At 60.1% G+C, this 23747-nt stretch carries 26 protein-coding genes; 10 read left to right on the top strand and 16 right to left on the bottom strand.

The window, feature by feature from the left end; translation table 11 throughout:
* Positions 1 to 269 precede the first annotated feature (269 nt).
* The 3 genes from KGL31_12195 (at position 270) to KGL31_12185 (ending at position 4765) form a co-directional block, all read left to right on the top strand.
* Positions 270 to 839, top strand: a complete 570-nt coding sequence (locus KGL31_12195; GenBank protein MDE2322653.1) for a hypothetical protein — start codon at positions 270 to 272, stop codon at positions 837 to 839.
* 585 nt (positions 840 to 1424) lie between these two features.
* Positions 1425 to 2987, top strand: coding sequence for an ABC transporter ATP-binding protein (locus tag KGL31_12190; protein MDE2322652.1), 1563 nt, complete (start codon positions 1425 to 1427; stop codon positions 2985 to 2987).
* The gene (locus KGL31_12185; GenBank protein MDE2322651.1) at positions 2984 to 4765 is read left to right on the top strand and encodes an ABC transporter ATP-binding protein; all 1782 of its coding nucleotides are present in this window, start codon (positions 2984 to 2986) and stop codon (positions 4763 to 4765) included. Before KGL31_12190 ends, KGL31_12185 begins: the two co-directional genes overlap by 4 nt.
* A 31-nt stretch (positions 4766 to 4796) precedes the next feature.
* Here KGL31_12185 and KGL31_12180 read toward each other — a convergent pair whose 3' ends face one another.
* The gene (locus KGL31_12180; protein MDE2322650.1) at positions 4797 to 5105 is read right to left on the bottom strand and encodes an antibiotic biosynthesis monooxygenase; all 309 of its coding nucleotides are present in this window, start codon (positions 5103 to 5105) and stop codon (positions 4797 to 4799) included.
* Between the two features lie 221 nt (positions 5106 to 5326).
* On the opposite strand from KGL31_12180, the gene KGL31_12175 reads away from it, so the two are divergent.
* On the top strand, positions 5327 to 5806 hold the full coding sequence (locus KGL31_12175; protein MDE2322649.1) for an ester cyclase: 480 nt from the start codon (positions 5327 to 5329) through the stop codon (positions 5804 to 5806).
* On the top strand, positions 5803 to 6669 hold the full coding sequence (locus KGL31_12170) for an SDR family oxidoreductase (GenBank protein ID MDE2322648.1): 867 nt from the start codon (positions 5803 to 5805) through the stop codon (positions 6667 to 6669). Before KGL31_12175 ends, KGL31_12170 begins: the two co-directional genes overlap by 4 nt.
* A 33-nt stretch (positions 6670 to 6702) precedes the next feature.
* On the opposite strand, the gene KGL31_12165 is transcribed toward KGL31_12170, so the two are convergent.
* The 3 genes from KGL31_12165 to proC are packed head-to-tail and all read right to left on the bottom strand — an operon-like array spanning position 6703 to position 8132.
* The gene (locus tag KGL31_12165) at positions 6703 to 7011 is read right to left on the bottom strand and encodes a DUF167 domain-containing protein (protein ID MDE2322647.1); all 309 of its coding nucleotides are present in this window, start codon (positions 7009 to 7011) and stop codon (positions 6703 to 6705) included.
* Entirely contained in the window at positions 7011 to 7310 is a 300-nt protein-coding gene (locus KGL31_12160; protein ID MDE2322646.1) for a YggT family protein, read from the bottom strand. The genes KGL31_12165 and KGL31_12160 overlap by 1 nt, the downstream gene beginning before the upstream one ends.
* A gap of 6 nt (positions 7311 to 7316) precedes the next feature.
* On the bottom strand, positions 7317 to 8132 hold the full coding sequence (gene proC / locus KGL31_12155) for a pyrroline-5-carboxylate reductase (GenBank protein ID MDE2322645.1): 816 nt from the start codon (positions 8130 to 8132) through the stop codon (positions 7317 to 7319).
* 163 nt (positions 8133 to 8295) lie between these two features.
* Here proC and KGL31_12150 point away from each other — a divergent pair, with 163 nt between their 5' ends.
* Complete coding sequence (locus KGL31_12150) at positions 8296 to 9204, top strand: homoserine kinase (protein ID MDE2322644.1); 909 nt, start codon at positions 8296 to 8298, stop codon at positions 9202 to 9204.
* Between the two features lie 37 nt (positions 9205 to 9241).
* Here the strand turns inward: KGL31_12150 and KGL31_12145 are convergent, their stop codons facing one another.
* Positions 9242 to 9802: a peptidylprolyl isomerase gene (locus KGL31_12145; GenBank protein MDE2322643.1), complete on the bottom strand. Its 561-nt coding sequence runs from the start codon at positions 9800 to 9802 to the stop codon at positions 9242 to 9244.
* 425 nt (positions 9803 to 10227) lie between these two features.
* Here KGL31_12145 and typA point away from each other — a divergent pair, with 425 nt between their 5' ends.
* Positions 10228 to 12057 carry a translational GTPase TypA gene (typA, locus tag KGL31_12140; protein MDE2322642.1) on the top strand — a complete coding sequence of 610 codons (1830 nt, stop codon included), beginning with the start codon at positions 10228 to 10230 and terminating at the stop codon, positions 12055 to 12057.
* Positions 12058 to 12077: 20 nt separating this feature from the next.
* Here the strand turns inward: typA and KGL31_12135 are convergent, their stop codons facing one another.
* Together KGL31_12135 and KGL31_12130 are read right to left on the bottom strand one after the other, a co-directional pair.
* Positions 12078 to 12263 carry a hypothetical protein gene (locus KGL31_12135; GenBank protein MDE2322641.1) on the bottom strand — a complete coding sequence of 62 codons (186 nt, stop codon included), beginning with the start codon at positions 12261 to 12263 and terminating at the stop codon, positions 12078 to 12080.
* A 167-nt stretch (positions 12264 to 12430) separates the two neighbouring features.
* Entirely contained in the window at positions 12431 to 13213 is a 783-nt protein-coding gene (locus KGL31_12130; protein MDE2322640.1) for an inositol monophosphatase, read from the bottom strand.
* Between the two features lie 380 nt (positions 13214 to 13593).
* Here KGL31_12130 and KGL31_12125 point away from each other — a divergent pair, with 380 nt between their 5' ends.
* The gene (locus KGL31_12125; GenBank protein ID MDE2322639.1) at positions 13594 to 14376 is read left to right on the top strand and encodes an inositol monophosphatase family protein; all 783 of its coding nucleotides are present in this window, start codon (positions 13594 to 13596) and stop codon (positions 14374 to 14376) included.
* Positions 14377 to 14473: 97 nt separating this feature from the next.
* On the opposite strand, the gene KGL31_12120 is transcribed toward KGL31_12125, so the two are convergent.
* Complete coding sequence (locus KGL31_12120; GenBank protein ID MDE2322638.1) at positions 14474 to 14785, bottom strand: YtxH domain-containing protein; 312 nt, start codon at positions 14783 to 14785, stop codon at positions 14474 to 14476.
* A gap of 5 nt (positions 14786 to 14790) precedes the next feature.
* Entirely contained in the window at positions 14791 to 15180 is a 390-nt protein-coding gene (locus KGL31_12115; GenBank protein ID MDE2322637.1) for a DUF948 domain-containing protein, read from the bottom strand.
* A gap of 353 nt (positions 15181 to 15533) precedes the next feature.
* Here KGL31_12115 and KGL31_12110 point away from each other — a divergent pair, with 353 nt between their 5' ends.
* Both KGL31_12110 and KGL31_12105 read left to right on the top strand, forming a co-directional pair.
* Positions 15534 to 18839, top strand: coding sequence for a DUF255 domain-containing protein (locus KGL31_12110; protein ID MDE2322636.1), 3306 nt, complete (start codon positions 15534 to 15536; stop codon positions 18837 to 18839).
* A 33-nt stretch (positions 18840 to 18872) separates the two neighbouring features.
* Positions 18873 to 19676, top strand: coding sequence for a hypothetical protein (locus KGL31_12105; GenBank protein ID MDE2322635.1), 804 nt, complete (start codon positions 18873 to 18875; stop codon positions 19674 to 19676).
* Between the two features lie 9 nt (positions 19677 to 19685).
* Here KGL31_12105 and KGL31_12100 read toward each other — a convergent pair whose 3' ends face one another.
* From KGL31_12100 to KGL31_12070, 7 genes are all read right to left on the bottom strand, one after another.
* Positions 19686 to 19970 carry an acylphosphatase gene (locus KGL31_12100; GenBank protein MDE2322634.1) on the bottom strand — a complete coding sequence of 95 codons (285 nt, stop codon included), beginning with the start codon at positions 19968 to 19970 and terminating at the stop codon, positions 19686 to 19688.
* A gap of 10 nt (positions 19971 to 19980) precedes the next feature.
* Positions 19981 to 21012 (bottom strand): squalene/phytoene synthase family protein, encoded by a 1032-nt coding sequence (locus tag KGL31_12095; GenBank protein MDE2322633.1) that lies wholly within the window; start codon positions 21010 to 21012, stop codon positions 19981 to 19983.
* A gap of 38 nt (positions 21013 to 21050) precedes the next feature.
* The gene (locus KGL31_12090) at positions 21051 to 21359 is read right to left on the bottom strand and encodes a hypothetical protein (protein MDE2322632.1); all 309 of its coding nucleotides are present in this window, start codon (positions 21357 to 21359) and stop codon (positions 21051 to 21053) included.
* Between the two features lie 111 nt (positions 21360 to 21470).
* Positions 21471 to 21812, bottom strand: coding sequence for a DUF190 domain-containing protein (locus KGL31_12085; GenBank protein ID MDE2322631.1), 342 nt, complete (start codon positions 21810 to 21812; stop codon positions 21471 to 21473).
* A 4-nt stretch (positions 21813 to 21816) separates the two neighbouring features.
* Positions 21817 to 22197 (bottom strand): fluoride efflux transporter CrcB, encoded by a 381-nt coding sequence (crcB, locus tag KGL31_12080; protein MDE2322630.1) that lies wholly within the window; start codon positions 22195 to 22197, stop codon positions 21817 to 21819.
* A gap of 125 nt (positions 22198 to 22322) precedes the next feature.
* The gene (locus tag KGL31_12075) at positions 22323 to 23054 is read right to left on the bottom strand and encodes a TVP38/TMEM64 family protein (protein MDE2322629.1); all 732 of its coding nucleotides are present in this window, start codon (positions 23052 to 23054) and stop codon (positions 22323 to 22325) included.
* Between the two features lie 200 nt (positions 23055 to 23254).
* Entirely contained in the window at positions 23255 to 23683 is a 429-nt protein-coding gene (locus tag KGL31_12070; GenBank protein MDE2322628.1) for a hypothetical protein, read from the bottom strand.
* Positions 23684 to 23747 lie beyond the last annotated feature (64 nt).

The following is a 23747-nucleotide window of genomic DNA, read 5'->3' as shown; positions in this document are numbered from 1 at the left end:
CACGCCCCGGAGTTGTTGCAGGAGGTGTATCACGGCGCCACCTTTGTCAATGGTGTCCGGGTGATGGAGCACGAGTGGAGGGTTGCCGCCTAACTTTTGTTTGCACACCTCTTGACAAGACCTCACAGAATCTTCCCCTCCATGGATTTGGCGCACCACACGCACTTTGCTTTCTACAGCGCGGTCTATCACCTGAGTAGAGTTAAAGAGCTGTTAGATAGTCCCGGGATGCAGACCCTTTGGGAGGAAGATAAGACCCTAGCAGGCTGTTGAAAATCCCAAAATCCGGAAATTACTATCTTGATAAATCAATTAGTTACCACAGGCAATCAGCCGAAAAAATAGGGTTTTTCAACAACCTGCTAGACGATCACACTAAGACAGAGAGACAAGGTGAGGTGAATCTGTTCCACCAGCACTTGCGGGCGTTCTTATGGGAGCTAGTGGCGACGTTTGACACGATGTTACAGTGGGTAAACCAAAGATATGATTTGGGCATTCCGGAGAAGGATGTTGAATGGTTGAAGATACAAGACAAGGCCAAAAAAGCTAAAAAAGATCGGGCCGAGTTGGACAAGAAGTATCTCATATTAGAAAGTGCGTGGAATAGCAATTGGTATTTTGAAGTCCGTGGATATCGAAATTTTGCTCATAGGACTTTCTTAAATGTACAAGCTGCTATAGTTAAAGAGCCTGAAGGAGACAGGTTACAAATTGCTCACCTCTTTCCTGTTAGAGAAGGGCAACGAGGGTTTGTACCTATTCAAGAACAACTATCGATCTATTTGGAGAACATGCAACAGCTTGGAGCAGCAGTTTTTAGCAACGAACTTTTTTGACTTTCAGAGGTTGTAGATCCAAAGTGATGTAGCTATTGTAGAATGGTGACGGCAGCGCTTAAGCGCTGCCGTTGACGGCGCTACGCACCGCCGCTGCGCTTGGGCGGTGATTCCTGGTAGGACCCTATGAGCCACACCTCCTGCCCGGCCTGTTACACCCTGCTGATCGAGAGGCACGGCTATACCACCCCCAAGAACGCCCTCGAAGACGATACCTAGCATTCACTCGCACAGGCCACAATCCCGCCCTGTTAATCCCAGTTTGACCTAAGGCCATAGCGGCCTGCAATGACTTTACAAGGTTCGTGGGCTAACGTACAATCGTCTCATTGACTGGTCCAAATTCCTCACATTTATACACGGAGACGTGAGATTTTCGCCAAATTTGCGAGGCTTCGACCGTACCTGTACCGATACCGGCGGTTCCTGTTCATCGGCCTCGCTGCGCTGGTCGGGACTGACCTGTGCGGGCTCGCTATCCCATGGCTGACCAAGGATGCCCTGGATACCTTCCTGGCCGGTCCGGGGCGGGCCGTCGCCCTCTGGAAGTATCCTGCCCTGATTGCGCTGGCCGCCGGCGTGCAGGTGGTCTTTCGCTACTTCTGGCGGACCCACGTGTTCGGGTTCTCGCGGCATATCGAGTGGGATTTCAGGAACGCCATCTTTGCCCACCTGCAGCGCCTGCCGCTCAGTTACTTCACCCACACCAAAACCGGCGATCTGATGTCGCGGCTGACGAACGATATGGTCTCCCTCCGCGAGATGCTGGGAATGGGGGCCATGGCCATGCTCGACGCCGTATTGATGATGTCCGCCAGCCTGCTGTTGATGGTGGTGATCGATCCGTGGCTGACGCTGTGGAGCCTTCTGCCCTTACCCGGCATCACCGCTATCATGCTCGTCGCCGGCAATCGCATCTTTAACCGGTATCGGGATATCCAGCGGCACCTGAGCACGCTCAGCACATTTGTCCAGGAGAATCTGGCCGGCATTCGGGTTGTCCAAGCCTACGTGCAGGAGGAGAACCAACAGGGGTATTTTGGTGGGCTGAGTCAGGAGTATCGGGTCAAGAACCTCGAACTGGTCAAGCGCTGGGGGTATTTCTGGCCGGTCACGAGCTTTCTGTCCGGCTTGGCCGCTACAGTCGTCTTATGGCTCGGCGGCCGTAAGGTGGCTATGCAAACCATGTCTCTCGGGGAACTGGCCGCCTTCTACGGATATCTAGCCATGCTCACCTGGCCCATGATGGCGGTTGGGTACGTGATCACACTGTATCAGCGCAGTTCGGCTGCGCTGGCTCGCCTTGTTGAGATTCTGGATGCGCCGGTTGCGGCGGGATATCAGACGCCGGGAACTGAGCAGATCTCGGCATTACACGGCAAGATCGAGTTCCGCAACCTGTCGTTTCGCTATGCCCCCGATGCGCCGCTTGCCCTGCAAGGGATCACCCTCACGATCCCGGCCGGTACCTGGTGCGGGGTGGTGGGCGAGACCGGTGCCGGCAAAAGCACGCTGGTCAGCCTCTTGCCGCGCCTGCACGAGGCGCCGCCTGGAACCATTTTCATCGACGACATCGAGTTGCGTGAATTGCCTCTGCAGACCCTGAAGCACGCGATCGGTCTGGTCTCCCAAGACATCTTTCTGTTCTCCGACACCATCCGGGAAAACATCCTATTCGGCAACGGGGGCGCCACATCGGAGGAGCTCGAGATGGCGGCCGATCTCGCCCAATTAACACCCAGCATCCAGGGGTTCACCCATCAATTCGAGACGATGCTGGGGGAGCGGGGGGTGAGGTTGTCCGGCGGCCAGAAACAACGGACAGCGTTGGCTCGGGCCATCATCAAGAACCCGCCTATCCTGATCCTGGACGACGCCTTCTCCAGCGTGGACACCGAGACCGAGGAGCGGATCCTCGAACAGTTGAAAGGGTTCATGCGCGGGCGGACCGCGATCATGATCTCGCACCGGATCTCGACGGTCATGGCGGCTGACCAGATTATCTACCTGAAGGATGGTCGGATCGTGGAACGGGGTAGCCACGAAGCGCTACTCACCTTGCGCGGTCACTACTACCGTCTGTATCGTCGGCAGTTGTTGACTCGGGAGCTAGATGCCCTGAGCGACAATGGAGGGGCGCGGCTGTGAAGGCAGAGCAGGGTCATCAGGAGGATGAACTGCTGGGCAAAGCTTACGATGCCCAACTGATACGTCGGCTGCTCATGTACCTCGCGCCGTATCGGTGGTGGATCGTCGTCTCCATGCTGCTTCTGTTCCTGACCACAGGGATGCAACTGCTTGGGCCGTATATTACCAAGATCGCGATCGATACCTACATTGCCACCCGCGACCTGCACGGCCTAAATGTCGCTGTCCTGGCCTATCTGATCACCGTGCTCATCGGGTTCCTCTCGCAATACGCCCAGAGCTACACCATGCAGTCTACCGGCCAGCGGGCCATGCATGATCTCAGGGTGCAGCTTTTCACCCACCTGCAACGACAGGATCTGGCCTTCTTCGACAGGAATCCGGTCGGCCGGCTCATGACCAGAGTCATCAACGACGTGGAGACCCTGAACGAGCTGTTCGGATCGGGGGTCGTCGCGCTACTGGGCGATCTGCTGACGTTGATCGGGGTCGCGGTGGCCATGGTGGCGTTGGACTGGCGCCTGGCATTGATCTCATTCGCTACCTTTCCATTCATCCTGCCCGCGACGGCCGCCTATCGCAAGCGGGCGCGCGAGAACTACCGCGACAGCCGACGGATCCTGGCCCGGATGAATGCGTACCTCCAGGAGAATATCTCCGGTATGGCCACCATCCAGGCATTCGGGCAGGAGGCGCGTCACTTCCGCAGGTTCAAAGAGATCAACACCCAGCATAGGGATGTGCTGATCAAGAGCATCCAGTACAATGCGGTTTTCTTCCCCTCAATCGAGCTCTTCAGCGCCATCACCATCGGCCTCGTGCTCTGGGCGGGTGGCGCCATGATCCTCGATGAACGGGTCCTCCCCGGCGTCATCATCGCCTTTGTCCAGTATGTAAACCGCCTCTTCACGCCGATCCGCGATCTGGCAGAGAAATACAACATCCTGCAGGCGGCAATGGCATCGAGTGAACGGGTATTCAAGCTGCTCGAGGTGCAGGAATCGCTGGCGGAACCTGCCACGCCCACCCACCCCGTTCGCCTGCGCGGCGAGATCGAGTTCAGGGATGTCTGGCTCTCGTACACGGCTGGAGAGCCGGTCCTCAAGGGGATCTCCTTCAAGGTGGCTCCGGGCGAAAAGGTGGCTTTAGTCGGTGCTACGGGCGCCGGGAAGACCTCGATCATCTCAGCTCTGTGCCGGTTCTATGACGTCCAGCGCGGCAGTGTTCGCATCGACGGTATCGACGTGCGGGAATGGGACAAGCGGACCTTACGAAGGCATCTGGGGTTGGTGCTGCAGGATGTCTTTCTTTTCTCCGGAGATATTGCCCGCAATATCAGTCTCGGCGATCCGGCTATCTCAGAAGCGCAGATGGTTGAAGCGGCGCGGCGCGTTCATGCCCAGGGTGTTATCGAGCGGCTGCCCGGCGCATTCCGTGCCGTTGTGGAGGAGCGCGGCTCGACGCTCTCCCAGGGCGAACGTCAGCTTCTCTCGTTCGCCAGGGCGTTGGCCTTCGACAGGCCGATCCTGATCCTGGACGAAGCGACCAGTTCGGTAGACACGGCCACGGAGTTGCTGATTCAGGATGCGCTAAGAGAGCTGCTGCTCGGGCGGACCGCCCTGATTATTGCCCACCGTCTCTCTACCATCCAGTTCGTCGATCGGATTATCGTCCTGCACAAGGGGCGCATCCGGGAGGAGGGGACGCATCAGGAACTCCTGGCCTATGGCGGGCTCTACAGCCGGCTCTATGAGATGCAGTACCAATCTCTGGCCTAGCGCAGCCCCCTTACCAGGACCCTGTCCGTCCCTACGGTTTCTTCTCCGATACCAGGATGACCTCGTGTATCTCGAAGCCGTTGGGACCGGGACACATCTCCTTGGGCGCCAAGTTGGCGTGGACCTGCTTGAACTCTTCGCTCTGGGTCCAGGCTTCGAACGTCTCCCGGCTTTCCCAATGAGTCATGAGGATATAGTAATCGCCTACGATAGGCCGAAGGATCTCGTTTCGGATAAATCCCGGCATGCGCTCCACAACGCTCAAGCGCTTGTCGAATCGCTTCTCAAACTCGCTTTCATACCCTTTTGTGACAGGCACTCTATTTGCCACGACAATCATTGTTCCCTCCAGTACAGGACGGTTTACGTTTTGCTGGATCAGAAATGCACCATCATAACTGTCTGAATCCGGATTGTCAACGCATCGCCCTTTTCAAATTTATTTCTTGACCTGCCAAACACTTTCTGGTTGACTGAAATGCAATCCGTAATAAACGCGTAGGCCACAGATGGATGTGGCGCATAGCCCCGCGCATACAACAGCAGTGTGGGAGGTGTCAGATGTCGACGGAAGACAACAAGCGTCTGGTGCGTCGCCTCTACGCCGAAGGGTTCAAATTCTCGGCGATGGATGAGTTTTTCTCTCCCAATCTTGTCTACCACGATCCGCCGCCGATTCCCGGTCTCAAGCCCGGACTTGAAGCGATCAAGCAGACGTTCAGGACTTTTGCATCCGCGGCCCCAGAGGGCAACCCCGTTATTCACGATCTGATTGCCGAGGGAGACCGGGTGGTGGTCAGAATGACTGCGGCTGGAATGCATACGGGCGAACTTTTTGGTGTCTCGCCGACCGGGAAGCGGCTGGAGATGACCGGTATTGTCATCTACCGGTTCGAGGACGGGAAGATCGTGGAGCGATGGGCACAGCATGATTTCCTGGGGCTCATGTACCAGCTTGGCCTGATTGGTACGAAGGGACATGATTCCGCATCCCATCCTGATCAGCCTAAGCCAAGCGCGGCTGCGCAGAGGAGTGCATGACAACACAATCGAAGAGTCCGGGACTGCAGGGGTGGACCCTGATCCTGGGGGCCTCCAGCGGCTTCGGTGGAGCCGCCTCTCTTGCCCTGGCCAAAGCAGGGATGCATATCTTTGGCATACACCTGGACCGCAAGGCAACCATGCCGAATGTGGACCGAATTATCACCGAGATCAAACAGGCGGGGCGGGAAGCGGTGTTCTTCAACGTGAACGCCTCCGATCCGGAAAAACGGCGTGACGTCCTGGATCAAATGGAGAAGATCCTGGCCGGTCGAGGGGAACCTTCGTCGGTGAAGGTGATACTACACTCCCTCGCCTTCGGCACCTTGAAGCCGTTCCTCGCCCCTTCGCCCAAGGACGCCATCAGCCAAGCCCAGATGGATATGACCCTGGATGTGATGGCGCACAGTCTCGTCTATTGGGTTCAGGACCTGGTGATGCGAAAGTTGATGGTTCGCGGTGGACGGGTGTATGCGATGACCAGTTCCGGCGGGACGCGGGTGTGGTCCGGCTATGGCGCCGTATCGGCGGCTAAGGCGGCCCTCGAGTCGCACATCCGACAGCTCGCGATGGAGCTGGCCTCCTTGGGGATTACGGCGAACGCTATCCGCGCAGGGGTCACCGATACTCCGGCCCTCCGGAAGATCCCCGGAAGCCAGGAGATCGTTCAGACCGCGCTGGCGATGAATCCCTCCGGCCGCCTCACTACGCCGGAGGACGTTGCCGCAACGCTCGTTGTCTTGAGCCGTCCGGAGACCTACTGGATGACAGGTAACGTGATCGGGGTAGATGGGGGCGAGGATGTCGTGGGGTTCTCTATCCCCACTTCCACGGCAGGTTCTGAAAGATTGGCTCCGGCTTGATGAGAGATGCGTATGCCTCGATCTCTGCCAGAGTTACAGCTTTGGGGGCTCCAGCAGGTTGCAGAGTGCCGTACGGAGGAGATCGGCTGAGGTTCCGACGATCCGGATAGTTTTCACGCGAGCGTGGGTTCCGACGACGATTCGAAGTCGGGATACCGGCAAATCGAGGACCTTGGCGAGCAGACGGAGGCAGGCCTCGTTGGCCCGTCCTTCCACCGGCGGTGCGGTTACCCGGAGCCGTAGGACACCATCGACTTCGCCGACGATCGCGTCGCGGGATGCCTTCGGCTGCAGGTGAACACGAAAGGAGGCGGTCTCGCCCTCCTGCCGAACGGCAACCATCAGCGGAGGTTCCAGGCCAGCTCTTGGAGGGAAGGCACAAGCCACCGCTGGATAAACTGGCACGCCAGGATCGCGATGACGGGAGAGATATCGATCCCCAATCGCCATGTCGGGATCAATTGCTGAATCGGTCGCAGCACCGGGTCGGTGGCGCGAGCGAGGAGCTGGACGATCGGGTTCCACGGATCGGGATTGACCCAGGAGAGCAGCGCCCGGATGATAAAGAGCCAGGTGTAGATCCACAATACGGTATTCAGGACGGACGCAAATGCATCGATGAAGTGGGCGACAAACGGCATGGTGAATTATCTCCTGCCTAACTCTCGAGATCGAATCGTGGCCGCCTCTACCGCCTCTATGAGGGTCCCACGCAATCCGCCGCGCTCCAGGGCATACAGCCCGGCAATGGTCGTACCGCCGGGAGAGGCGACCATATCCTTCAGCTCTGCCGGATGGCGCCCGCTTTCAAGCACCATCTTTGCGGCGCCCAGGACGGTTTGAGCGGCCAGCAGTCCGGCGATATCCCGCGCAAGCCCTACCTTGACACCGGCGTCGGCCAGCGCTTCAACAAACAGGAATACGTAGGCGGGACCGCTACCGCTCAGCCCCGTTACGGCGTCCAGGTGTTTCTCCTCAACAACAACTACCCTCCCAACTGCGGAAAAGATCGCTTCCGCAATCTGTAGATCTTCAGCCGTCGCATGCTCACCCTTCGCAATGCCGGCGGCGCCGGCCAGAACCAGGGCCGGGGCGTTAGGCATGACGCGAACGATCCGCGCCTTGGCGGGCAGGCGCTCGGCGATAAAGGCGATCGTGATACCGGCGGCAATCGAGATGATCGTCTTGGTCTGATCCACAGAAGCGGCGATCCCTTGTAATGCCGCCTCCATATCCTGGGGTTTGACAGCCAGAGCCAGGATCGACGCCTTCAGCCCGACATCGCGGCCCTCGGTTACAGTCTGGATGCCGTAGCGCAATTGGATCTGCTGTCGCTTCGCCTCGACGATGTCCGAGGCGATGATCTGATCGGCGGTCACCAGCTTGGCTTCGAGCAGACCGCGAATCATCGCCTCGGCCATATTGCCGGCCCCGACAAACCCGATGGTCCGACCTTGTAGCATTCTTCGCTCCTTGCGTCTGAAGGGCCTTTCGTCTTATAGCGTCAAACGCTGCGAGAGTCAAGGAGATTTGCCCGCCAACTACTCCTTGCGGGGATTGACAAATTACGGTATATGGTGGGGACCGCCTATGCCGGAAGCGGAAGTCATAAGAGGAGAGCGATCGATGAGACTGGTAAGAGTGAGGGTGCCGGCCTCAACGGCCAACCTTGGACCGGGGTTCGACACACTCGGAATGGCGCTGAGCCTGTACAACGAGGTGGAGCTTATCGACGAGGCTGTGGGGTTCCAGCTCCAGGTCGAGGGTGAGGGGAAGGTCGAGCTGGAGCAGGCGGGTGAGCGCAACCTCACGGTTCGGGCGGCGCAGGCAACGTTCCGGGACGTGGGCTTCCAGCCTGCCGGACTGCGAATACGCCAGATTAACCGGATCCCGTTGGGGCGTGGTCTTGGCAGCAGCGCCGCGGCATGTCTCGCCGGGATCGCCGCCGCCGCCCGTCTGGCCGGCGTTCAGTTCTCGACGGATGAGCTTCTCGCCAGAGCCCTCCCGTTCGAAGGTCACCCCGACAATGTGACGCCGGCCTTGATGGGAGGCCTCACGGCTTCCGCCATCGTCGCGGGCCGCGTCGTGACCGCCAAGGTCCCCGTTCCCGTTTACCTGAAGGCAGTAGTCGTGATCCCGGAGGTCAAGCTTGCGACAAAGTGCGCGCGGGAGGTGCTCCCCAAGCAGGTCCCGTTTGCTGATGCCGTTTTCAACCTGACCCGCCTGGCCCTCCTGCTGACGGGTCTTGCCACCGACCGTCCAGAACTGCTGGCGCCGGGGACTGAAGACCGCCTCCACCAACCCTACCGGGCCGCATTGCTCCCGGGGATGGAGGTGGTGTTGGAAGAGGGTCGTCAAGCGGGCGCGCTGGCAACCTGCCTGAGCGGTGCGGGCTCCTCGCTGCTTGCGCTGGTCAGCGGAAACGGCGAGGGGATCGGCCACAGGATGAGCGAACGCTGGCGGCGAGAGTTCGGAATTGAAAACCGCGCGCATCTTCTCGATATCGACCGCCAGGGCCTCGTCTACCTGGAGTGAGCGCCGCAGCCGTCGGTCTTGGCGCCTACCAGCCCTTCTACTTGCTTTGCGCAGCCTCGACGCCGACGATCTTGATGTCGAAGGTCAACGCCTTCCCTGCCAACGGATGATTGGTGTCCAGGACGACCGTTTTCTCCTTGACCTCTTTTACGAAGGCGTGCAAGGGCTGCCCGTCCTTACCTTGGGCCACGAGATGGGCCCCGACTGTCTGCGATTTCTCCGGAATGCGTTCTTTAGGGATCTCAACGAACGCCTCGGGCCTGATCGGTCCATAGGCCTCATCGGGCGAGACCACGACGTGCTTCGCATCGCCTACGTGCAGGCCGCCCAGCGCCTTCTCCAACCCCGGGATGATCTGTCCCTGCCCATGGGTGTAGATTAAGGGCTCCTTCCCTTCATTGGTATCCAAGACTGCCCCCTTTTCGTCCGACAGTCTGTACTCAAGCTTCACGGTGGAGCCTTTCTGAATTCCGGGACTGTCAGCTTTACCTTTGGCCGGCGCCTTTTCTGGCGCCTCGGCCAGTGCGAGCCCAGTCGCCATGGCCAGGATCACCGCCACAGCCGTTGCAAGCATCGTTACGTATCGAGCTCTCTTCATTCTTCATCCTCCATCGGTGTGACACAGCCAACTGAACCGCTCACGCACCTGCCTGCGCCACGCGGCGCGCGGCAGGAAGGTACCAAAGAATAGTACGCCTCCGAGCTGCGTGGCGCAACGGGAAAGTCTCGCCTCGCTCAATGCAGGAATTATTTGACGACGCCGTCCTTTTGCGATACACTTTGGCCAATTCGTGAGGTGATGGACTCGTGCCGTTTCAACGTGATCTCCGCATCTGTTGAAACGGCCCCAGCAGGTCCGCAGCCGGTTTCCCCTCGGGCTCTGACCTTTCTCGCGCCTCCCCATACTGGGTTTCGAATGTACGATACATTTTCCGCGTTCGTGCCACCTACTGCCGGGCACGCCTGCCTGTGCGATGCACGCAGACAGGTCGCACGATCCATCATCGCATCAAAGAAGGCATTATGACACAGCAGCGCACCGATCTCAGGAATCTGGCCATCATCGCACACGTAGACCATGGCAAGACGACGCTCGTGGATGCTATGCTGAAGCAGAGCCGTATCTTCAGAGACAACCAGGTGATGGTCGAACGGGTTATGGATTCCAACCCGCTGGAGCGGGAGCGCGGCATCACCATCCTGGCCAAGAATACCGCTGTGACCTACGGAGACGTGAAAATCAACATTGTGGATACGCCGGGACACGCCGACTTCGGGGGCGAGGTCGAGCGAGTTCTGAACATGGTGGACGGCGTGTTGCTGCTGGTAGATGCCGTGGATGGACCGATGCCCCAGACCCGGTTCGTCCTGCGCAAGGCCCTGGAACGCCAGCACAAGGTGGTCGTGGTGATCAATAAGATCGATCGCGCCAATGCCAGAACCGACTATGTGGCCAATGCTACCTTCGATCTGTTCATCGATCTAGGGGCAACCGAAGAGCAGGCGGACTTCCCGATTGTCTACACAGATGCCCTCCGTGGACAGGCTGGCTACACACCGACCACGCTGACGCCTGACCTGCAGCCCCTGTTTGACACGATCCTCAGATCTCTGCCTCCCCCCGCGGTGGAGCCGGATGGTCCCACGCAGATGCTGGTCAATCTCCTGGCCTATGATGATTATAAGGGCCGGATCGCCATCGGCCGCCTGTACGCCGGCCGTCTGCGCCGAGCCCAGGAGGTCATTCGAATCGCCAAGGATGGAACCTGGCACCCCGACAAGGTGGCGCAGGTCTTTGTGCATCAGGGGTTAGGCCGAGTCGAGGTCGAGGAGGCGCTGGCGGGCGAGATCGTGGCGGTGGCCGGCCTTGAGGAGATTGGAATCGGGGAGACGATTGCCGACAAGGATAACCCTCTGGCCCTTCCCCCGATCCGGGTCGACGAGCCGACCGTACAGATGACCTTCAGCGTCAACACCAGCCCCTTTGCGGGGCGAGAGGGACGATGGAGTTCGAGCCGAAGCCTCCGCGAGCGCCTGTTTAAGGAGCTCGAACACAATGTCAGCCTGAGAGTCCACGACACAGATAGCCCCGACAGCTTCCTGGTGGCCGGACGAGGCGAGTTACACCTGGTCGTTCTGATCGAGACGATGCGGCGCGAGGGGTATGAACTGCAGGTCTCGAGGCCCGAGGTCATCTTTCAGACCGATCCGCATAGTGGGGAGCGGCTGGAGCCATTCGAACGAGTCAGCATCGAGGTCCAGGAGGAACAGGCTGGGTTGGTCATGGAGATGTTGGGTGTGCGGCGAGGACGTTTGGTGGATATGCGGACTGGCGACCAGGGGCTCGTGCACTACGAGTTCACGGTCCCTACGCGAGGGTTGCTGGGATTTCGCCAGGCGTTCCTGACCGCGACGCGCGGGACCGGGCTGCTCAACAGCCTATTTCACGCCTATGAACCGATGGTCGGCGAGATCCGCGCGCGTGACCGTGGATCGCTGGTCGCGTGGGAGGCTGGAGTGGCCACGGCGTACGGTCTGGCGAGTGCGGAGGGGAGCGGGATCCTCTTCATCGGACCAGGGACCGAGGCGTATGAAGGGATGGTCGTGGGCGAGGCGGCCAAGGAGCGAGACCTGGAGGTGAATGTCGCGAAGCGGAAGCATCTGACGAATATGCGGTCCTCGACCTCCGATATTGCGGTGCGCCTCACGCCGCCGAGGCAGATGAGTCTGGATAATTGTGTCGAGTATCTGGCAGAAGACGAACTGCTGGAGGTCACGCCGAAGAGTCTGCGGTTGCGCAAGAAAGTGCTGGACCGGCACGGGCGGAAGCGGGCACGGATCGCCAGACCATAACCCGCTGGACCCGCTCAGCATTATGAGGCGGGGTCGGGTGGCGGCTCTTCGGCGGGAGGCGAACCCTTGTCCGATTCGATCTCCTCAGTCGGCAGTGCGCCCTCTTTCCTCTCCAGCTTCTTGCGGAGCTTCTCCTCCTGCTTGGTCTTGCGTGCGGCTTCCTTTCGCCGCTTCTCCCCTCGGTACGGTTGGAACTTCCCCGCCATCCACCATCTCCTTTCTGCGATATTCTATGATCGCTTGGTTCTTTTTCGCGGCCGTACAGAGGCCGCGAGAACTACGCAACAGCCTACGCCCTCGAGATAACGCTGTCAAGGGTCTTGAGCGGCCGCAAGCGCCGGCTCACGAGCACCTCGGCGACGTGACAGCGGGATCAACTCTCGATGGCCAGCACGCGGAGCATCTCGTCATGGAGCAGACCGTTGCTGGCGACGATCTGGGGATTAGAGAGGCGATGTGCCCCGCCGCGAAGATTGGTCACCCGCCCGCCCGCCTCCGTAACCATCAGTACGCCGGCCGCCATGTCCCACGGGTATAGCTTCAGCTCCCAGAAGCCGTCAAACCGTCCCGCGGCCACATAACACAGATCCAGGGCCGCGGAGCCCGGGCGGCGAACGCCCTGGGCGCGTTTCATAAACCTTACAAAATAATCCAGGTTGTTGTCCTTGGTACCCGCGACATCGTTTGGAAAGCCGGTGGCCAGCAGCGCGCACGATAAGTCGGCGATGGCCGAGACCTGTAATCGCTTGCCGTTTACAAAGGCCCCTCCACCTCGCTCGGCGGTGAACAGCTCCTCCTGGCTCGGATCGTAGACGCACCCGAAGATCAGCTCCCCGTCCTTTTCCACACCGATCGACACGGAGTAGCAGGGGTAGCCGTGGGCGTAATTGGTGGTTCCATCCAGGGGATCCACGTACCAGCGGTATCCGGAGTCGCCATCCAGTCTGGTCCCTTCCTCGCAGACCACACTGTGGTGCGGCAGCGTGTGTCGAACAAGGTCGGCAATCGCCTCCTCGGAGCGGCGATCCATATCGGTCACGAGGTTCTTGACTCCCTTGAACTCGATGGTTCGCTGCTGCTCCAGTCCCTGGCGGAGGATCGCCCCGGCCTCCTTCGCGGCCCGCAGTGCCACCTCACGTATCGCGTCGATTTCCATTGCGCCTCCTGGTGAAATCGAGTGTAGTCTACCATATCCATCCGATGCTGTCGAAGCCTTCGCTGTCCGATCAACGCATTGTCCCGGACCGATCGTGGTGATAATATGGGGCGAGGGCCCCGGCACAACGTATTACGCGTACCAGACCTGTTCGCGGAGGTGAGGGCGATGGCTATCGTCTGGAAGTGCCTCATCTGCGGCTACCATCAACAGGGCGATCGGCCGCCGGCGCACTGTCCGAACTGTGGCGCGCCGAGAGAAGAGTTCGTCCTTGTGGAGGAGGACTGAGAAGTGTTGAAGCGTTTTCAGAATCGGCCGAGGAGGAATGGCGTCTCATGAGCCTGCCGCCAAGGCTCGTACTACCTGATATGAGGCAGCAAATGCTCGAAAAAGAGGAGCTGCAGAAACTCCTGGACTTCGCCGTCGAAGCGGCCCGGCAGGCCGGCGAGATTACGATGGAATACTTTCAGACCCCTCTTGCGCCAGAGCGGAAACCGGACCGCACTTTTGTGACGGTGGCCGACCGCAAAGCCGAGGAGAAGCTCCGAGCGCTGATCCGACAGGCCTACCCGGACCATGGCATTCTTGGAGAGGAGTTCGGCGAGCAGCAGAGCGACTCCGGCCGGACCTGGATCATTGACCCGCTCGACGGGACCGCCTCTTTCCTCCACGGCGTTCCGCTCTTCGGCGTCCTGCTTGGACTGGAGGTCGATAGAGAGGTCGTCCTGGGGGTGGCGAATTTCCCCGCGCTGGGCGAGATGGTTTGGGCCGGCAGTGGGATGGGCTGCTTGTGGAATGGGCGGCGTGCAGCGGTCTCCGGCGTGGATGGCCTGAAAGAGGCGCTACTTCTGTACACCGACGGCGCCGGCTTCGAGCCGTGTGGACGGGAGCCCGCCTTCCGTCATCTGATCGCCGCCACGCGGATGCACCGGAGTTGGGGCGATTGTTACGGCCACATCCTGGTCGCAACGGGACGGGCGGAGGTGATGCTCGATCCGGTGATGAGCATCTGGGACTGCGCAGCCCTGTTGCCGATCCTGCGGGAGTCTGGAGGAACCTTCACAGACTGGGAGGGGCGGCCAACTATCCGTGGTGGGAATGCCATCTCCACGAATGGGCGGCTGCTCGATCAGGTGATGCAAGTTGTCAGGAAGAGGAACTAATGACGCGCCTGTCGGGTTCCTGTATCTCGACCTATAAAACTAAAACGGGCGCCCCCTCCCGATCCGAGAACGCCCGTCGAGATGCCGTAATAGGCGATCATCTCTCTGATAGCTTGCCTCGTTCTCTCTCCATCGCCTCCTTGCCGGCCTGGTAGGCGGCGGTGAGAATTGTCTTTTTTTCTTCAAAGATTTCTTTGCCTGCCCCGAGCGCATCCTCGACCCGGTCTTTGACATCCTCAACGAGATCGGTACTTCGATCCTTGACGTCTGTCGCGAGACCTCTGAGGCGAGTGCGGGTTTGCCGGCCTCCATCCGGAGCGAATAGCAGCGCCACACTTGCTCCAAGCGCGCCGCCAATGATAAACGCGAGGGCAACAGATGCAGGGGCACATCCTCGTTCTTCACTCATGTCCGTCACCTCCTTCCCATGAGCCTTACGATGAGCGTCTTCAGGCCGACCCGAAGGCCGGTCGTAAAGGCAGCGCCAGTGATCAGCTTCGGAAAGACGAAGTGCTGTACCAATTGATTCGCGTCGCGTACGGTCTGCCCCGCTTCGGCAATCGCGTCAACCGTCCCGCCCATTTTCTCCATCCCACCAGCAACCTGGTCAGAGATACGATTGAGGTTCCGAATGACCTCCTTCAGTTCCACCAGCGTCGGCCGCAATTCAAGCTCAACCACCTTGAGATATTCCTCTGCCTGCCTGGCAATCCGCTGAAGCTGCATGAGCGCAAGGATCATGCCGCACACCAGGAGGAAAAATAGACCCACAATAGACCACAACGCATACTGTGCTGAGGGCATCGCTTATCCTCACGGAAGATCTACCGAACAATAACCTCACTGTAACAAAGGCCTCGGATGAGGTCAAGAGTTAGATTATGTCCCGGCCCAAAGACAGGAAGGTCTAGTCACACGCGGTGTCGCCCCCCGGATATCTCTCTCGACGTTCCCGCTCGTTCAAGCTGATCCCCGAAGGCACCGCATTTCGTCATCACTTCGAAAATTCCCAGTCCCCATCCTTATAGTCCCTCGCACCTCCCTTTGCAGAGAGAGACTCGAAGGACCACGGTTGACCCACCCGCGCGCTTGACACTCGTCTGCCTCTCAGTTAAGGTCAAATGAGAGGAGATGCAATGAATCTGGAGTCCCATCACATGAGTAAAGAGGCGCCAGCGCGGCACACCAATCGGCTGATCTGCGAGACCAGCCCCTACCTCCTGCAGCATGCCCATAACCCGGTGGACTGGTACCCCTGGGGAGAGGATGCGCTCCGCCGGGCCAGGGAGGAGAATCGCCCGATCCTGCTCAGCATCGGCTACTCTTCGTGTCATTGGTGCCACGTGATGGCGCATGAGTCGTTCGAGGACGAGGCGATTGCCGAGCTGATGAACCAGCACTTCGTCTGCATCAAGGTCGATCGGGAGGAGCGACCCGACCTCGATGCGATCTACATGGCGGCTACGATGGCCCTGAATCAGGGGCAGGGCGGGTGGCCGATGACCGTCTTCCTGACCCCAGACCTGCAGCCGTTCTTTGCGGGGACCTACTTCCCGCCCAGGAACGGGTTAGGTCGCACGGGATTCCCGACGATCCTCAAACGGATTGCGCAGGTCTGGCGCGAGCAACCCGACGCCCTGCGGACCCAATCGGCCGAGATCACCGAGCACTTGCGTGGGACTCAACGCCAGCCCGGTCCGCTGCCGGTGGGATGGGCCGAGATCGCTGCCGCCGTCGCCCACTTCGCTTCAACCTTCGATCCCACGTTCGGCGGATTCGGCGCCGCCCCCAAGTTCCCGGCCGCGGCCGCCTTGTCGCTCCTGCTGCGCCATCACCGGCGCACCGGCGATGCCCACGCCCTGCAGATGGTCCGAACGACGCTGGATGCCATGGCTCTGGGCGGGATCTACGACCATATTGGCGGCGGCTTTGCCCGGTACTCGACCGACGAGCGCTGGCTGGTCCCTCACTTTGAGAAGATGCTCTATGACAATGCACTGCTCACCAGGACTTATCTCGAGGCCTTTCAGGTGACCGGCGACCCGTTTTATCAGCGGATCGCGAGCGAGGTCCTTGATTACATCCTGCGTGAGATGACCGCGCCGGAGGGAGGATTTTACTCCGCCACGGACGCCGACTCGGAGGGGGTAGAGGGGAAGTTCTACGTCTGGACGCCGGCCGAGATCGACACGATCCTGGGCGAGGAGGAGGCACGTCGGTTCTGCGCCTATTACGACATCTCGGAGAGCGGCAACTGGGAGAGCAAGTCCATTCCCAACATCCGGCGTACGGCCGTGCAGGTGGCGGCAAAGCTCGGGGTCACCGTTGAGGAACTGCAGGTCTCCGTCGATCGGGCACGACCCAAGGTCTATGAGGCCCGGCGGCGAAGGGTACCGCCCGGCCTGGATGACAAGATCCTTACCGCCTGGAACGGGATGATGATCAGCGCGATGGCCGAGGGGTACCGCGTCCTGGGCGAAAAGCGCTACCTTGACGCTGCTGTCTGTGCGGCGGATTTCTTGCTCCGCACCCTGGTCCAGCCAGACGGCCGGCTGCTGCGGACCTACCGGAACGGCTCGGCGCATCTGAACGCCTACTTAGAGGATTACGCCTATCTCTGCGAGGGGCTGATCGACCTGTACGAGACGGGCGGCGAGGCCCGCTATCTCCGTGAAGCCGTTCGGCTGGCCGAGCGCCTGCTGGCCGATTTCGTCGATGAGGAGAGCGGCGCCTTCTGTACCACGTCGCGTGACCACGAATGGCTGATCCTGCGCCATCGGGAGGGGACGGATGGCGCCACCCCCAGCGGCAACGCTGTGGCGGCCGCGGCGCTGGCACGGCTCTCGTTTCACCTGGACCGGGAGGAGTTGCGAAGGGCGGCGGAGCAAGCGATCAGCGCACATGGGAAGCGGATTGCCCTCTATCCGCACGCCTTCGCCAAGAGCCTCGCCGTCACGGATTTCCTCCTGGAGGGGCCGGTAGAGCTGGCCCTGATCGGTAGCCCGGGAGAGGCGGGATATGAGGCGCTACGCCGGGAGGTTGGCCGCCACTACCTGCCCAATCGGATCATGGCGCACCACGATCCGACCGAAAGCGAGCCACTCGATTTTCCTCTGGTGAAGGGGAAAGGGTTGGCGGATGGCCAAGCGGCGCTCTATATCTGCCGGAACTTCACCTGCCAGGCCCTGATCACTGACCCCGCGCGGGCGGCCGAGGCCCTCAGCATGTCCGAGCGACCTTCGGCCGGCGACACCCACTCAGTCGTCGGATCCTTCCTGGCTGGTCATGCGACTGAAGCCGGTACGGCTGCGTACGCCGCCCGCTTTGCCTCATCGGGCTATACGGCGCTCGGATTGACCGGTCTCATCACCAGCAAACTGGGCTTCGGCGGGTACCGGATCGACGACGACACTCGCGAGCACTACGAGGCCCTGAAGAAAGCGCTGCTTGAAGGGTGCAATCTGATCGACACTTCGACCAACTACATGGATGGCGGCAGCGAGCGGTGTGTCGGAGCCGTGCTCGGCGAGCTGGCGCGGGCCGGAAAGCTGCGCCGTGAGGAGGTCGTCGTGGTCTCCAAGATCGGCTACGTGCAGGGGGAGAATCTGGAGCTGGCGCAGCAGCGGGAAGCGGCGGGAGCGCCGTTTCCGGAGATGGTGAAATATATGGACGGCTGTTGGCACTGCATCCATCCCGAGTTCCTGCGCGACCAGCTTGAGCGGTCCCTCACGCGGCTGCAACTCGATACCCTCGATGTCTGCCTGCTGCACAATCCCGAGTACTTTCTCACCGACACCAAACATCGTGGACACGGCGACTTAGAGTCAGCTCGCGACGAATTCTACCGACGGCTGCGCGAGGCGTTTGCGTTCCTTGAGACCCAGGCGGCAGCCGGTACGATCCGATGGTACGGCGTCTCTTCCAATACCGCCGTGTCACCTGCCGTTGATCCGGAGGCGACCTCGCTGACCCGGATGCTGGCTGCGGCGCGTGAGGCTGGCGGACCGGATCACCGCTTCCGGATCCTCCAGCTTCCGATCAACCTGTTCGAGGCGGGCGCGCTGCTCACGCGAAACAACGGGCCGGACAATAAGCAGACGGTGCTGGAGACCGCGTCGGCGGCCGGGACCGGCGTCTTAGTCAACCGGCCGCTCAATGCCATCGTCGGCAACCGGATGGTCCGCCTGGCGGCGACCCCAAGCCGGCGTGTCGCTGACGCGATCTCGGCGGCCATCGATCCGCTCCTCCCAGAAGCGGGCCGAGGTGAGAGCCTGTCCAGGAAGGCGCTGTGGATTTTGACGAGTACCCCTGGCGTCAGTTGCGTCCTGAACGGCATGCGCACTCCAGCCTACGTCGATGACTCGCTCGGCGTCTTGTCCTGGCCCCCGCTCGCCGATGTCGTTCCGATCTATCAGGCCGTGGCGCGCCTCAAGTCGCTTGACGTGGACCGGCTTAGCAGATAGCCTGAATCGTACAGTGAAAACGGAGACTCTACGATGTTGTCTGAGATGCTAATAAGACGCGAACATGCGCTGCCGGGGTATATCCCGCCCCACAGACGGGACAGGCGACGCGCCGACAGCTACCTGAAGACGCAGGAGACTCGCCAGAAGGAGAAGGCAGCGCTCGAAGCGCAAATGGAGGCGAATCGGCTGAAGCGGGTGGAGTTCTGGAAGCAGAACGGCTACGTGTGGCTACTTCGACTTGACCGTTACGCAACCTGGAAGGAGAAACACTCGACCTATCAGGCGCTTGCGGAAGAACGGGTACAACTCGTTGAGAAGCTTCGGCAGAAGGCCATAGATCTTTCCCGTAGCCCTGAGGACAAGGACGGTGACGGCCTGGTCGATACCGATCAATACCCGGATAAGATCGGCCAGAAGAGGGCCAAGCCGGCCTGGATTGCGCTGGTGGACCCGGCCAACTGCTCCGGGTGCAGTGGCCACGATGTCAAGCCGGGGGAGTGGGTGACGCCATGTCAGTCGGTCTGTCCCGTGGATTGCATCTCACACCTGACGCCTGAACAGATCCAGATGCATGGGTACGACCGGAGTGTCCACGCCTATGTGCCACCGGTTCAGATCCGGTTCGATGAGTGCATCGGCTGCGACAAATGCGCCCAGGCCTGTAACCGCGACGCCTGGAACGCCGTCACTATGGTCAGGACCGAAAAGCTCGAGGAGTTTTTCGGGATCGCCATCAGCACCAAGTACCCGGGCCGCGCCTCCAACGATATCGACTTCGCCAGGCTCGACCAACTGACGGATGAGGAGTTCTGCAGCCTCTATACGACGGTATGACCCCGCCCTTCAATACCTGATCCCGAAGCCCGACTCACCCTTGGGCTCCCCCCAGACGACCTCAACACCGTTCACTCGCGCGGCCGGTGGGCCGTGCCGACACCAGGCGATCAGTGCCTCAACAGCTGGCTTGTCGCCCTCGAACACCGCCTCAACCCGGCCATCCGACGTATTCCGCACCCAACCGGCGATACCGGCGGCCGCCGCCTCATCGACCGTATAGGCGCGGAAACAGACACCTTGGACCCGCCCCGAGATCAAAACATGGGCCCTGACGTACTTGTGCTCTGCCATTATCCCGTTCCTATTCGGAAACCAATACGCTTCGCCACAGGCGCCGGTAGTATCGATCCAGGGCCGCGTTGGAGCCGATCAACGTCAACGAGCGCGCCACGATGCCATAGACGGCGCCACGCGGGACCTTGATCACCATACCTGGATCCAGCAGATTGGGCGATCGTTCGAGTAGCGCCAGCGTCTTGAGGCCGATGAATAGGGGCCAGACACAGGCCAGGCGCATTCGGACTTCGTGCCGTGGGATTGCCAGGGTATAGGCCCAGCCTTCCTGGTAATGCTCGAGGGTCAGCGCCAGGAGGGAGTGTAGCAACGGTTTGACCTTCTTCGCGGTGGTTGGGTCGAGCAGATCAGCGGGCTGCAGGTCAAGCGGTTCCAGCTCCTGCCTGGGGAGATAACAGCGGCCAATGCGGAGGTCCTTCGGAAGGTCACGCAGAACGTTGGTCATCTGAAGCCCCTTCCCGAACCGGACGCCACGTTGCCTCATCAACTCCCGATCCCAACGGGCAAGGGAGGGGCGATGTGCCAGGTGGATGTCGGTCCAAAACTCCCCCGCACACCCAGCCACGTAGTAGGTATAGCGGTCCAAGTCGGCTCGGGTCTCCAGCGCGACGAGGTGACCTTCATCCTCTCCGGGGAAGGTAGTCAGATCCATGACCATTCCTTCCGTCAGGGTGAGGACCACGCCGCGGACCATCGCTTGGTCGGACGGACCGAGGGAAGAAAGGATAATAAACCCTTCCTCGAGACGGGTGAGCAGTTCCCGTTCGGCCGCCACCTGCTGGCGTTCTCCCAGCGCTTCTGTGATCGCTGGGAGCCGTTCGGCCCTTCCTTCCCTGATTGCGTCCCGGAACAGCTCGAGGTACTTCAGGCGGTCGGCGCGGCTGATGAGGGTGGTATCGGCGATAGTATCTGCCGCTCGGGCGAACAGATAGGCCAAGCCGATCGGCCGCCGCAGATCGCCTGGAACCGCGCTCAGGGTCAGATAGAATGAGCGACTGACCCGCTTGAGGAGCGGGCCGAGCAGGTCTTGATGCTTCATCGCGGCGGGCGGTTCGGCTAGGCTGACCACAGGCGGGGCTAATCCAGGTCGATGTCCCGGGTGGGCCGGGCGACCGGTTCGTCTTTGGCCTTCTTGAGCAGCTCCTTGAACTTCCGTTCCAAAAGCTTACCCTTTTCCTTTTCCGCTTCCATCGACTCCTTGAAGCGCGCCTCCCGCCGGCCCGCCTCACCCTTCAGCTCCTCGACGGCAGTCTTCAGATCCGTAACGATCTCTGCCTTCGGCGGCGGCTCGTGATGTAACACTGCGCCAAGCTCAGGGTCAACGGTGAGCTTCGCTTGGCAGCACGGACAGATCACCTCGATGGTGAGCTTCGATCCTTCGCTCATACTGCACCCTCAATGCGTGCTTGACCACACGAAACACTAGCACACTGCACATACCAATGCAAAAACGGGTCGGCAGGTATGGCAGGCGGGTGGCGCCAGGCCTAAAGAGGACTACTCGGCCTTCCTGCTTCGGTACAGGCGAACGTGTACCTTCTCAATCGTGGCCAGGCCCTCCGTGATGTCGTCATCGATCAGATCGAGAAATGCATCGAGCTTCTCGCGGCTGTCGACAATCTCCACGACAACCGGCAGATCGAGCGACAGCCGTTCGATCTTGAACGTATGAAGTCGGCTGTGCGCGCCGTATCCCATCAGCCCTCGAAGCACTGTCGCGCCGGCCAGCCCCTGTTCGCGCGCCTTGAGTACGACCCACTCGTACAACGGCTTCCCGGAGTGACGGTCGCTTTCGCCAATGAAGATCCGGAGCAGGTAGCCTTCCTGAGGGAGCATCATCACCTCACCTCCAGACGGTGTGCGCCGTCGTCCGACCGACCCAGACCGCCCCGATCGCCAACACCGCATGGGTCAGCAGATTTATGGCGGCGAACGCCCACTCGCCGTCACGCAGCAGGTTGACCGTCTCGTTGCCGAAGGTCGAGAAGGTCGTGAACCCGCCCAGTACACCGATCACCACCAACGCGCGCGCCTCCGGTGACAGGAAGCCGCGCGCTTCTGCCAGCTCGGAAAGGCCTCCGATTACGAAGCAGCCGATTACGTTGACTGCCAGGGTGCCAAAGGGGAATATTTCGCCCGTCCGATCCTGAATGTACCCACTGACCAGGTAGCGGGCGACCGAACCGAGAAACCCCCCAATGCCTACGAGCAGAACCTTCCCCACGATGCCTCGTTTGAAGTAGTTCAGCTAATGGATGCGCCGGTCAGCCTGACTTGCCCTGGCTTCTGCGGTGTCACACGACACACTAGCACACTGCACATGCCTTTGCAAAAACGGGTCGGCTAAGTTCATCCGAGCCCCGAGCCTCTCGCCGCACCTCTCTGCCGGCGCTCTTTCTGCAGCTGACGGAGCTTCATCCACCTGAAAACCCGGTCTCGGTATATGTAGAGTGCCGCGAGCCCTGCCACCGCCAAGAAGAGTAGGGCTAAAAAGGTGCCATAGTGGGCGGTACGAATTTCCCTTCCCTGCATGGAGAGGAGCCAGGTGCCAGGGATGCGGCCCACAGTGCTCAGCAAAAAGAAGGTGCGAAACGGCAGCGGACTAGCGCCGAGGATGTAGCACAGGAAGTCCTTCGGGAAGCCGGGGAAGAGAAAGAGCAGGAAGGTGACCAGCTTCCCCTGAGACCGTGTAATAAAGTAAAACTTATAGTACGTCTCCGGTGTGATGATGCGGCGGATAAAATGATGTCCCAGCCATCGGCCCAAGCCGAAGGCGAGACAAGAGCCGATGGTCAGGCCAATAGTGGAGTAGAGGAAGCCTCCGAAGGTCCCGAAGAGATATCCGCCAATGATGCCTGTCGCCTCACCAGGGATCGGCGCCGCCACTACCTGGAGGATCTGGAGCCCGATGAAGATGAGAGGTCCATACGGGCCGAAGGTTTTGATGTACCGGGCTACAGCCCCTTCGTCCGTGTAATAGGTGAGCAGTTCTCGCCATCCATCCAGCGAAACCCAGCCCACAGCAAAAACAAGGGCGATAGTTCCGCTCACAATGACCGCGAGCAGGCTGGTTTTCTTCATCGATGACGGCTTCTCATATGGTGTGAACCGAGTAGGCGCACCTCAAAAGCAATAGCTCCTACCGAAAGGAGCCCTTCGGCAGGAGTTATGAATCCCGGATGGGTCAGCGGGATAATTGATTCGGCGAACTCCGTCGCCGCGATTGACTGGTCTGCGAACCGGATACCGAACAGGTCAAAAGCTGTCACGTCAAGGCTAAACTAGCCCTTCGATGTTTCCTGATGTGGTCCACTCATGGTCTTCTCATCAAACAGGGTAATCTTCCAGGCTCCATCGACCAGATCGACGAAGAGGGAGGCTGTTTTGTAAATAGGCTCACCCTCTTTTTTCTTGATAGTGATTTCATACAGTGCGTACGAATGCTTTCCCTCTCTACTCTGTTCCTTCAGGTTGTACGAGACCTCCTGTTCTCCGGCAGCCTCTGCGGGAGCATGGATCTTCTCAGCCGTGTCAGGTGTCGCCAACGCCTTCGCCTCCTGAAGGTTCCCTTTTTTATAGTACAGATCCATGAACTGCCCTGCCACGTCTAGGGGATTCCCTTTCCCTTCCCCGCCCCCTCCTCCTCCGCAGCCGGCAAGGAAAGCTAGGGTCAAGACGAGCACTCCTGTCACCACATTTCTCAGCTTCACTGTTACCTCCATAGAAAGTTAAAGAGTTCAGATAGGCTCCTGTTGTTCTACATACCCTTTCCTG

The organism is Candidatus Methylomirabilota bacterium (genome assembly GCA_028870115.1).
Classification (GTDB): domain Bacteria; phylum Methylomirabilota; class Methylomirabilia; order Methylomirabilales; family Methylomirabilaceae; genus Methylomirabilis.
This window is presented reverse-complemented; position numbering and strand designations above follow the sequence as displayed.

Excerpts from the sequence above, each read along its gene's own strand:
- KGL31_12090 (MDE2322632.1), bottom strand. The coding sequence starts at position 21,359 with ATGAGCGAAGGATCGAAGCTCACCATCGAGGTGATCTGTCCGTGCTGC.
- KGL31_12110 (MDE2322636.1), top strand. The coding sequence starts at position 15,534 with ATGAGTAAAGAGGCGCCAGCGCGGCACACCAATCGGCTGATCTGCGAG.
- KGL31_12095 (MDE2322633.1), bottom strand. The coding sequence starts at position 21,012 with ATGAAGCATCAAGACCTGCTCGGCCCGCTCCTCAAGCGGGTCAGTCGC.
- KGL31_12150 (MDE2322644.1), top strand. The coding sequence starts at position 8,296 with ATGAGACTGGTAAGAGTGAGGGTGCCGGCCTCAACGGCCAACCTTGGA.
- KGL31_12180 (MDE2322650.1), bottom strand. The coding sequence starts at position 5,105 with ATGATTGTCGTGGCAAATAGAGTGCCTGTCACAAAAGGGTATGAAAGC.
- KGL31_12115 (MDE2322637.1), bottom strand. The coding sequence starts at position 15,180 with ATGCCCTCAGCACAGTATGCGTTGTGGTCTATTGTGGGTCTATTTTTC.
- KGL31_12175 (MDE2322649.1), top strand. The coding sequence starts at position 5,327 with ATGTCGACGGAAGACAACAAGCGTCTGGTGCGTCGCCTCTACGCCGAA.
- KGL31_12130 (MDE2322640.1), bottom strand. The coding sequence starts at position 13,213 with ATGGAAATCGACGCGATACGTGAGGTGGCACTGCGGGCCGCGAAGGAG.
- KGL31_12170 (MDE2322648.1), top strand. The coding sequence starts at position 5,803 with ATGACAACACAATCGAAGAGTCCGGGACTGCAGGGGTGGACCCTGATC.
- KGL31_12100 (MDE2322634.1), bottom strand. The coding sequence starts at position 19,970 with ATGGCAGAGCACAAGTACGTCAGGGCCCATGTTTTGATCTCGGGGCGG.
- KGL31_12075 (MDE2322629.1), bottom strand. The coding sequence starts at position 23,054 with ATGAAGAAAACCAGCCTGCTCGCGGTCATTGTGAGCGGAACTATCGCC.
- KGL31_12135 (MDE2322641.1), bottom strand. The coding sequence starts at position 12,263 with ATGGCGGGGAAGTTCCAACCGTACCGAGGGGAGAAGCGGCGAAAGGAA.
- KGL31_12085 (MDE2322631.1), bottom strand. The coding sequence starts at position 21,812 with ATGATGCTCCCTCAGGAAGGCTACCTGCTCCGGATCTTCATTGGCGAA.
- KGL31_12120 (MDE2322638.1), bottom strand. The coding sequence starts at position 14,785 with ATGAGTGAAGAACGAGGATGTGCCCCTGCATCTGTTGCCCTCGCGTTT.
- KGL31_12105 (MDE2322635.1), top strand. The coding sequence starts at position 18,873 with ATGTTGTCTGAGATGCTAATAAGACGCGAACATGCGCTGCCGGGGTAT.
- KGL31_12125 (MDE2322639.1), top strand. The coding sequence starts at position 13,594 with ATGCTCGAAAAAGAGGAGCTGCAGAAACTCCTGGACTTCGCCGTCGAA.
- KGL31_12165 (MDE2322647.1), bottom strand. The coding sequence starts at position 7,011 with ATGGTTGCCGTTCGGCAGGAGGGCGAGACCGCCTCCTTTCGTGTTCAC.
- KGL31_12160 (MDE2322646.1), bottom strand. The coding sequence starts at position 7,310 with ATGCCGTTTGTCGCCCACTTCATCGATGCATTTGCGTCCGTCCTGAAT.
- proC (MDE2322645.1), bottom strand. The coding sequence starts at position 8,132 with ATGCTACAAGGTCGGACCATCGGGTTTGTCGGGGCCGGCAATATGGCC.
- KGL31_12145 (MDE2322643.1), bottom strand. The coding sequence starts at position 9,802 with ATGAAGAGAGCTCGATACGTAACGATGCTTGCAACGGCTGTGGCGGTG.
- typA (MDE2322642.1), top strand. The coding sequence starts at position 10,228 with ATGACACAGCAGCGCACCGATCTCAGGAATCTGGCCATCATCGCACAC.